The sequence below is a fragment of the Hyphomonas sp. UBA3601 genome, assembly GCF_002375605.1.
GTDB lineage: Bacteria > Pseudomonadota > Alphaproteobacteria > Caulobacterales > Hyphomonadaceae > Hyphomonas.
In genome coordinates this window covers 811-8198 of the sequence record NZ_DFME01000030.1, presented here as the reverse complement: position 1 = coordinate 8198, position 7388 = coordinate 811, and the positions used below count along the sequence as shown (strand labels likewise).

The window sequence follows — 7388 nt, the reverse complement described above, 5'->3', positions numbered from 1 at the left end:
GCCCCGTCACTCGCGCCATTTCTCTCGAAATGGTTTCCGTGTAAAGCATTGAAGTTAAACGATATTTTTGATCTCGTTTGCTTCGCTTTGCATAAAATGGCCGGAATCTGTGGACCAAAATGGGACCAGATTGTGGACCAATGGTCGGCGTCATGAAGCGCGTCGACGACAATTCCTACCTCGAACAGCGAGGCCGCGTCTGGTGGTATAACCGCCGTGTGCCGAGTAAGTTCGCGCACCTTGATTCGCGCAAGCGGATCAAGGAATCGCTGGGGACCACTTCAATCGACCAGGCTCGCTACAAGCGCGACTTGCTGGCCGAAGCCGATGACCATTACTGGGCATCGTTGAAGATCGCCGAAGAGGTCGGGCCCTCATCCAGTCGGGAAACTTCGGAGGCCGTTCGTCGCCGCTATCGCATGGCGACCGTCAAGGCGCTGGCGAGCGGCTTCACCTATCAGCCCATCGACCATCTCGCGACTGTTGCGCCGCTTGAAGAGGCGCTGGCACGGCTGCTTGCGGTTCATCAGAACGCAGGGCCCGCCGAAATCCCCAAAGTGCGGGACGCCGAAGCGCTGCTTGGCGGCGCGCCGAAACCGACTGTCAGCGTGTCCGAGGCTTTCGAAGTCTATGTGAACGAGATCGCGTACAACGCGCAGCTGTACAAATCGCCGAACCAACGCGCATCGTGGGAGAAAACTAAGCGAACCTCAGTTCAGTATTTTATCGACTTTGCCGGTGACATTGCCCTTGAGGAGATCACCCGTGACCTCGCGCTCAATTACCAGAAGCACTGGGCCAAACAGGTCAGACCCAAGGATCAGAACGCAAAGCCGGTCGCGCCTAACACCGCTAACCGTCACATCGGCAATATCCGTTCGCTCTATGCCGATTACTTCAAGCACATTGGCGAAGAGGAACGTCCGAACCCCTTCCGCAATATGCACTTCAAGGCGAAGGCGAGAACCGAAGTGCCGCCATTCTCATCCAACTGGGTGCGGGAGAAGATTCTTGCGCCGGGTGCTACCCGTAAATGGCGGCCGGAACTGCAGCTCATTACGCTGATGCTGATCGAGACAGGATGCCGACCGAGTGAGATCATCAACCTACGCGTTGAAGATTTTCACATTGATGAGCCGGTGCCCTACATCTCCATCCGCGCACGGACGGACCGCGAAGTGAAGACCGACACCTCCGAGAGGGACATTCCGCTGGTCGGCATCGCACTCGAAGCGGCAAAGCGCGCGGCGCCGAAAGCCTTTGCCCACTACTACGACAAGGGCGAGCTTTTCTCCGCCAACATGATGAAGAACTTCCGCAATCGCGGCCTGCTGGAGTCGCCCGACCACAAGATCTACTCATTCCGCCACGCCTTCGAGAAACGCATGCAGGAAGCCAATATCGACTACGGCCTGCGATGCCTGCTCATGGGCCACAAGACGACAAGACCCGTCTATGGCGACGGTGGCTCGCTTGAGTATCGGCGTGACGAACTGCTCAAGATCATCCACCCGTTTGATCCTCGGGTGATGGAGTTGTTTGATCGCGAAAATGTACTCTGGGCAGTCGGCGGCTCCGCAAAATCATGAGTCAGGCTTTTGCGCTTTGTGTCGCTCGAGAATGTGCGCAGCAGACGACATCCAGGACAAGTCTGCGCCAAAGGAGGCGGCAATCGCGTGAAGGGCGGATGCGTTTGCGACCAAAAAGCTCCAACATAAATTGATGTACTCGGTTCCGGTTGCAGCCAACGCCCCGCCCGGAATACTTCCCGTGATTGCCGCGCCGCCGAGAGCGGCGCCTGTGAACAAGGCTGCGGTCCCAACTTGCTTTAGAATGAACCGAGTCAGGTTGCCGAACGTGTGTGCGGCGTTCTGATTCGACCGGCCTGGCTGGGGGCCGTGCCCTATCTGCGACGATGCCTGTACAACGAGTTCGCGGACGTCATCGGCAAACAGGCTTCGTGCACTGGCAACGGCATCGGCAAAATCATCCGCGGCCCTTCGCATTGCTTCTGTATCTGATGGCGTCCGTTGATAGGCGGCAGAATTCTCGGCGATCCTGCGTCCTTCCGGGTGGGCCATAATGTAAGCGCGGTTCAGGTCCAGCACAGAGGACAGATGCGCCTCAACACTCAACGGGAATGACGGAAGATAGTCCCGCGCGATCGCTTTTTCGGTTGCCTCACCGACGTTCGCCAGCCGTATGCCGCGAGAATAAACCTGCGAAATAGAAATCGAATCAGCGCTGATGGTAGCGTGATAGCGCTGCACGGCATTCAGAAGATCCGTATGCGCATTCGTTCCATTGAGTTCGTGTAGTAAATCCTGCGTTGCCTCACGTAACTCATCGAGCAAAGGGTTGTTCGCATCCGGCGTCGTCGCATCAGGAGGGATCGCCATATGGATCAGGCCATCACCGCCGACCTCAAACGCTGGCTCAGCAACGGCCTCTGGAAGGCCTTGAATTAAATCTTCAAGGTCGCGCGCGATTGCGGAAACTTCTAAATCATCCGGCTCGTTGTCCTCATACTGATCATAGTCCTCGGCACTTGCGACGGGTGCCCAATCCGTCAATCCGTCAGATTCGATTTCATCGACAGCAGCTTCGATGACGTCGTCGGGCAAGTCTGGGAAGTTCTCAGCCAGTTCCTCGCGTGCATCGTAAGGGCCGCCATAAATCCATTGGTAGCCGCCTTCGGCGCTGATATAGGGTAGCCGCTGGGCCGGATCTTCATAACGCTCAAAGAACCATTCAACCAGCGCGTCTATCTGCGCCTGTCGGTCTTCTTCGTCTATTCTTTCGTCGCCGTCTTCGTCCGGGTCTGGCGGTTCGTGTTCCAGTCCAAACTCAAGGTTGTTCAGCAATTCATGCGGGCCGACATCGGTCTCGCGATAATTTTCTGCGCCTATTGGATATTCCCAAATCGACCAGGTGAGCTGCCCAAGCTCCGGATGTTCAACGACTGCCGAATAGGCTGTTTCCGGTCCCATGCTGCGTTCTTCACTGGAGACGCTTTCGAAGTCGAGCATGTCGGCATCAATCTCATAGACCTGACCGCTCTGAGCGTGACGGATATGTGCGGTTCCATTTACATAGACCATTCATGTTCTCCGTCAGATATAGAATTTGAACGGCTGCTTTCCGCCGCCTCTCGCGCTACCCATAATCAGAACGTCACCGACTTTATTCGCGAATCGGATGGTGACGGGCAGGCCGTCCGAGTAGTTGCAGGCGTTGTAGTTGATTTTCGTCAACGCCAAGATGTCGGACAGCACCGTTTCAATATCCGGTCTTTCGCCGGATGACTTTAGTACAGTCACGTTCAGAGGGTTTGGCGTTTCTGGACCAATGTATGTGTCCAATCTCGGTGCGTAGCCGGATGTCCAGAGGAAGGCGTTATTCTGATCGAGGATCATGGCCGTGCCGCGCAAGGTTGGATACTTTCCGTCCCGGAACAGCTTCACCTGGCCGGTCGTCGTCTTAATTCGAACACCGACGATATTCGTTTCCTTGGGAGCGGCTGCCTCAAAGGCGCGCCATTCTTCGCTCGAAAATCCAGCGCGCCCGTGGATGAAGAGTTCCTTTGGGGGTGCGCCGAATTTCTCCTCATACGTCTCAAGGACTTTGCCGATGAGATCCCGGGCGGCGGTGCTCTTCAAGTGGAACTCGCCGTTTTCCGTTTGCCAAGGGCCATTTGCTCCACGGAAGACGATCCCGTCGCCTTCTGACAAAAACATCTGTGCCGCGCAGCATGCATGATTGTTCCTGTCATTTGGGAGGTTCTTGAAGACGAGCCCAACATAGCAGACGCCATCGCGCATATTAGCGATCTTCCACGGCGGTTCGGCCTGCGTTTTGTAGTAGAGACCAGTAGCCAGATTCCAGGCAATTGTGGCTGCATCCTGGACACCGCGGATAGGATAGCCGTGGGCATTTGTGAATGCTTCCGGCGCAAGCGTTGTTTCCCGCACGAGCTGCGAAGTGTAGCCCAGCTTCAGAAGCTTGGCTTTTGCCTGACGATGGAAGTCCGGAACGTCATCGAAGATGTCTTCTTTCGTAAGATCGATTACATCTTCCAGAAGCGGCAAGTTGCTGCGCTGCTTCTGACGCTTCACATATTCGCCAGGAGATAGAGTCACGCCGCTGCGCCGAGCCTGGCGTGTGCAACGCGTATAGATAATTTCTGGCAGGACAAACGCCCAGACGTCGGGACGTCTTTCTTCGTTTTCGTCATGATGGCGAACGCGTTCGAGAAAAACTTCAACTGTCTGGGCGACCGCTTCATGGTGGTTTTGCAGGGCTGTGGTTGTCTCAATCTTGTCGCCGTCGACCACGTATTCAATGAAGTCTCGGGGGTCGAAGCTAACACCAAAGGCCGCAGGCATCCCCGGAAAATTGCTGAGATGGAGACGATGTTCCTTGTCCGTCTTTTTTGGGGGCGGCACGAGCACATCGCCGAGCACGCTGCGCCCCCAGCGCCGGAAATATTCCAGTCCCTCTGTTGTGCCGATGACGCCTATGGTGATGACCTTGTTGCGATCATCCGCTTTGTGGGGTCCGTAGAGATATAGCCCGTCTTTGGGATGGTCCGTCGATTGACCGAAACCGAATGAGAGAGCTGGTTCCGGGAGGTGAATAAGTCTCGGCGTAACGACGTCAAATTTCATTTCTGCGCCTCCTCTTCATCGGAGGTATCCCCATCCTCGGGGTCAAAATCGCCAGCCAGAGTCGAGGGATCAGTTTCTTCGGCGTCCTCGTCGTCATGGACGATCGGTGTCGTCACCGGTGAAATCATCTGTATAGGCATTACGTTGAGGACGAGATTGCCGCCCGCGCCGATGGGAAGTGAGATATAGGAATCGCCTCCCGCCACAAGCTCCAGAAACGCCATCATGCGACCGTGCCAGGACTTGTTCCTCCAGCCCTTGCAGTCGCTGCGCCGATGACGGTGCTGCCTCTCCTTATCGTCGATGATGCTGCCCTGACGGTCCTCATCTCCTTTAGCGTTTTCCTTGATATCCGAAAACAGAACCCGAGCCTTGAGCCGGAAATGGGGGAAGGGATAGAGATTGGGAATTGCGCTCACGCCGTAGGACCAAACCCGCCCCTTTGCGACGTTCCGCAGAACCGACCTACGCTTGCCTTCCTTTGGCCCCCATGCCACGCGTTCGTTGATGCGAATCTGCGCGGGGGCGGCATGATGCCCGAGACCGCTCGCCCACCCATATTCTTGAAACCCGATCGAAGAGAGACGTCGCTCCCAGGCCTGACGGAATAGCGCGACTAAAATATTTTTGGCTTCACGACTCTTTATGTCGAGTTCCGACCACCCCTTTTCCATGAAAGATGAAAGGCGACTCGTAGCAATCGTCTTGATCGGTCCGAACCCCTCGAAATGCTCGGCCATTTCCAAGGGGGAAGCGAAGGTGATGAAACCAGATAAGTGAGGATAAGTGGGAAAAGCGAAGCTGTTCGCGCGCCTTTTCAGCTTGTCGCGATCGCAAGGTCCAGTCGGCGCGACATAAGCGATCTCGTCTGGCGCGTTTTCGATCGCGACCCAATTGCTGGTCAGGGTTTCGGCGCGGTTTTCCAGTCTGATCTCATTTCGCCTTCGGTGCTGCTCCCATTGCGGCTGAATCAAAGGTTCATTGAGTTTTGGGACGTTCTGCTTTTCGAGCGTCTCTAACAGATCAGCGAGACCATCCGCATAGCTATCCTCGAAGTTCAGATATTGTAGTTCTCCCATGCCGAAGACTTTGCGGAAGCTCCTAACGCGAAGCGGTATCGTGAATTTTTCATCACCGGTCGTGCGGGAGACGTCGGCTGCAATGCCAATTTCTTCCTGCACGCCGTTTTTATGCAAGCCATCTCCGGCGCAAATCAGCAATTGCTTTACCGCCCGGTCCTGCAAAGTACGGGTCAATGTTTTTCGCCAGCGTTCACCTCCTTCGAGATTCAGAATGTCGGCGAAAACCTGGTATCCTGCAGCCTCAAGGCGCGGGGCGAGCCACTCTGTGAATTCATTATCCTCTGGCGTCGCTTTTGTGACGAAGAGGACAGTGCGCTCATTCTGTGTTTTTTCCATGGAGCATTCGATTCAGTGGGATCCGACTATTTATGTAATTCAATTTTATGGAGTTTTCTGCGTGGTATCTGCAGAAAACAGTCGCTTGAGTCTTTCGTCGGTTTCCCATGCAAGCGCTGGAATACCAAATCTTTCTCCCCGAAACTCACATATCGTGTGCACGCCTGTCTTGTTGAACCATAGCCGCCAGGTCTGGTTTTGTGTCGGGGTTGCGGCGGCGAAGGCGGCGCAGGAGAGAATAGCCGCATTTGGCCGGTGCTCGGGATCGCGCACTGACGCATAGCGGATCAGCCCGATACTCTCCGCACGCGCAGCTTCTTCGAGTTGCTGGCACGCTTCGTAGTCGTTTGGATGCGTCCAGAGGTTGGCAGCGTCGCTAAATGGCTTTGACATGAGATCTATGGCTGCGTCGGTGCGGACCGGCACGTCGAATGCGGTGTGCTCGCTCGGCTGCGCCGGAAATGGCGTGCCCGGAGAGTCTGCGTAGAAGAGCAGCAAATGAAACGCGGTTTCGATGATCGCTGTCGCCGGTTCTTCGGACACATAATAGACGCCGGGCGTCGGTCCGGCGCGGCGGAACCGCGAGCCGTTCGGATAGAGGCCGTAGCGGAACGGCGTCATGTAGAGATAGTGGAGCCCTGCGCAGTCGGGGGGTACAGGCGGCTTTGTTTCTTCGAGCATGTCTTCGAGAATACGCTGCTCATCCAGCGTATCAACAAGCTGAAGCGTGGAGACGATGTGTTGCGCCTCCACGCAGCGCCAGAAAACGCGGGATACGCCTTGCCGCTCAGAGCGGAGCGCGTCTGGAATCCAGATAGGCAAGGCCATGGGTCAGTCCTGTAATCGTCTTGATCTGATCGAGTGGACGACCGCCAAGCGCCCGGTTTTCATTGCGTAGCCAGGCGTTGGCCACCTTGCCGTCGCCGCCGGTGATCGCATCAAGCGACCGGAACAGGCGAACGAACAGCGCTCCCAGTTCAAACGGCTTGGTGCCTTCCTCCAGCCGGAACTCATCCTTGCGCATCCGCGACACGGTCGGTTCCGAAACCCCCAAAATCAGGGCCATGTCCTTCCCGGAAAGACCAAGCTTTTCAGCGGCCCGGACCACGGCCATGGTCATCACCCGTGCCCGTTCCTGTGCGTCGATGGCTGCTGTTTGGGACATTGAGCGATCCTTTCCACTGAAGGGATATATAGCGGTTCTTTCTGAGGAAATCAAGAGCGCCCTCGCTTTCTCGGCCGAGCGGGCATGTTCGCGCCGATGGCGTCCTCGATCCGGTCGGCCGCCGAGGCCCGCTCGCGG

General features: G+C 56.2%; 6 protein-coding genes. 1 reads left to right on the top strand and 5 read right to left on the bottom strand.

Annotation, left to right across the window (positions count from 1 at the left end):
- Positions 1–152: 152 nt before the first annotated feature.
- Positions 153–1589 (top strand): DUF6538 domain-containing protein, encoded by a 1437-nt coding sequence (locus B4F73_RS03220; RefSeq protein WP_290481384.1) that lies wholly within the window; start codon positions 153–155, stop codon positions 1587–1589.
- On the opposite strand, the gene B4F73_RS03215 is transcribed toward B4F73_RS03220, so the two are convergent.
- From B4F73_RS03215 to B4F73_RS03195, 5 genes are read right to left on the bottom strand one after another with little or no spacing between them, the layout of a single operon-like run.
- Positions 1584–3101, bottom strand: coding sequence for a hypothetical protein (locus tag B4F73_RS03215; RefSeq protein ID WP_051602526.1), 1518 nt, complete (start codon positions 3099–3101; stop codon positions 1584–1586). The two genes, B4F73_RS03220 and B4F73_RS03215, sit on opposite strands and share 6 nt — an antisense overlap.
- Before the next feature lie 12 nt (positions 3102–3113).
- Positions 3114–4667 carry an argonaute/piwi family protein gene (locus B4F73_RS03210; RefSeq protein WP_035549539.1) on the bottom strand — a complete coding sequence of 518 codons (1554 nt, stop codon included), beginning with the start codon at positions 4665–4667 and terminating at the stop codon, positions 3114–3116.
- Positions 4664–6085 (bottom strand): toll/interleukin-1 receptor domain-containing protein, encoded by a 1422-nt coding sequence (locus B4F73_RS03205; RefSeq protein WP_051602527.1) that lies wholly within the window; start codon positions 6083–6085, stop codon positions 4664–4666. The genes B4F73_RS03210 and B4F73_RS03205 overlap by 4 nt, the downstream gene beginning before the upstream one ends.
- 45 nt (positions 6086–6130) lie before the next feature.
- Positions 6131–6913, bottom strand: a complete 783-nt coding sequence (locus B4F73_RS03200) for an RES family NAD+ phosphorylase (protein ID WP_035549541.1) — start codon at positions 6911–6913, stop codon at positions 6131–6133.
- Positions 6873–7250, bottom strand: coding sequence for an antitoxin Xre/MbcA/ParS toxin-binding domain-containing protein (locus B4F73_RS03195; RefSeq protein ID WP_035549543.1), 378 nt, complete (start codon positions 7248–7250; stop codon positions 6873–6875). Before B4F73_RS03195 ends, B4F73_RS03200 begins: the two co-directional genes overlap by 41 nt.
- Positions 7251–7388: the final 138 nt, after the last annotated feature.